At 66.6% G+C, this 1,743-nt stretch carries 1 protein-coding gene; it reads right to left on the reverse strand.

Annotated elements, in window-relative coordinates; translation table 11 throughout:
- Positions 1 to 194: 194 nt before the first annotated feature.
- On the reverse strand, positions 195 to 1,625 hold the full coding sequence (locus ACFOY2_RS54580; protein ID WP_379536103.1) for an IS1380 family transposase: 1,431 nt from the start codon (positions 1,623 to 1,625) through the stop codon (positions 195 to 197).
- Positions 1,626 to 1,743: the final 118 nt, after the last annotated feature.

A 1,743-nucleotide genomic window follows, 5' to 3' on the forward strand; every position in this document is an offset into this window, starting at 1 on the left:
ACCTCGATGACTCACGAGGTGGTCGTCCCTCCTGATCGGTTTCGACTGATGGAGGTTTCCGCCTGATCGTCCTGTTCAACCCGGGCGAGTGGTACGGCGGCCTATCCGAGACGCTCGGGCGGACGGCGGTTCCACGAGCCGCGAGGGGGATCCCATCGCTCCTCTCTGGGATAGGCGGTAGGCGTTCACGCTGGTCAGATAGGCGCTGGCAGAGCGCACAGACGCTGCCAGCAGATCAGGAATGCGTTTCTCCACGGCCAGGTGGCACTGATCTTCAGGATCCGTCGGCGCGCATGCGAAACCAGCCGGGCGGGCAGGTGCCACAGGCAGAAGCGGAGGGTCTGCGGCTCAGCGCGAGCCAGTTCGGCGTCGTCGTGCAGGCCGAGCAGCCGGGTCCAGGCGTCTAGATCGGCGGCGAGATTGCAGGTCAGGACCCAGCCGACGTTGACGTTCCACGTCTTGGACGGCAAATTGCGCAGCCCCATCGCCTTGTTCGTGCGCACCCGGTCCTCGACCTCGGCGTGATCACGGTGGACAGCGTCGATGAAGGCCAGCTGGTGGCTGCCGGCGATGCCGCGCAGGCCGCGAGGGCCGAGGTTGGTGGCGATGATCGCGTACTTCCAGCCGGTCTTCTTCTCCAACTCGGTGAGCTGCGCCGTGTCGCGGGCCGAGGGGCGCACGCGGCGGACCAGCAGCCGCACGCCCCACAGCGCGGCGCGTTCGTCCAGGCCGGTGAGTTCGGCCACCTGTGCGTGCGCGTGGACCTCGCCGTCCTGGCGGATGGCGGTCTGCCAGGCGGTCTCGGGCAGTTTGGCGATCGCTGCCTCATCGGTGTCAGTGATCTTCCAGCCGACGGTGAAACGGACAGTGCGCCGGGTGGTGTTCAACCCTTTCATGTGTTCGACGAGCTCGTGTGTGGCGCCCGCGCCGTCGATCCGGATCCAGATCTTGGCCCGGAAGCTGCCGGGGATCTGTCTGATGGCTTCGGTGAGCACTCGCACGTGGTCGATGACGGTGTTGGAGCCGGCCGATCCGGTGCGCAGCAACATCGCCAGCGATTCGTGTGTGTTGGCGCACCAGGCGGCCAGCGGGTGAAATCCATAGCCCTTCTTGAACGTCGCCGAAGCGCCCTGTTTGCTGGAATGGGCGGTGATCAGCGTGGCGTCCAGGTCGATCACGATCCAGCCGGTCAGTACCTTGCCCGCTACCTGCAGCCAGGGGAATCCCGTCTCGGTCGCGGCAACCAGCTGCCACACGTGCCGCCGCACCCGCGCCCGAGCCCGAGCGATCCAGGCCTGCAGCTGGTCCGACGTCCCGACGGGCTCCAGCGTTCGCCGCACGGTGGAGTCCGAGGGCGGCTTGCCGAAGAGCTGCTCCTGGTGGGCCAGCAGGGCGATCTGCCGCATGCTGGTCGCTCCGAGCGCGATCGCCACGGCGAGTTGGACGAGCACCACGCCCCGGTCCCACACCGGGGATCCGCCCAGCCGGGCGAACATGCCGCCCAGTGCCCCGGTTAGCCCTGTCTGATCAGCGCATTTGCGCAGGAGCACGGCTCCCGCGTGTCCGATGAGCCCCTTACCGTCCCCTCGGACAGACAAGCGGCGGTCCCATGCCGTAGCGTTCACCCGAAAGGTGCATCCGTTCTCTGCGATCTCGTGATCTAGGCAATCCGATCATCGCAGGTCGGAGGCACCTTTCTCTATTAACGATCTTCAGGACGAAATTCCGGCCGAATTACCGAGG

Source organism: Nonomuraea purpurea (genome assembly GCF_042650645.1).
GTDB classification, from domain to species: domain Bacteria; phylum Actinomycetota; class Actinomycetes; order Streptosporangiales; family Streptosporangiaceae; genus Nonomuraea; species Nonomuraea purpurea.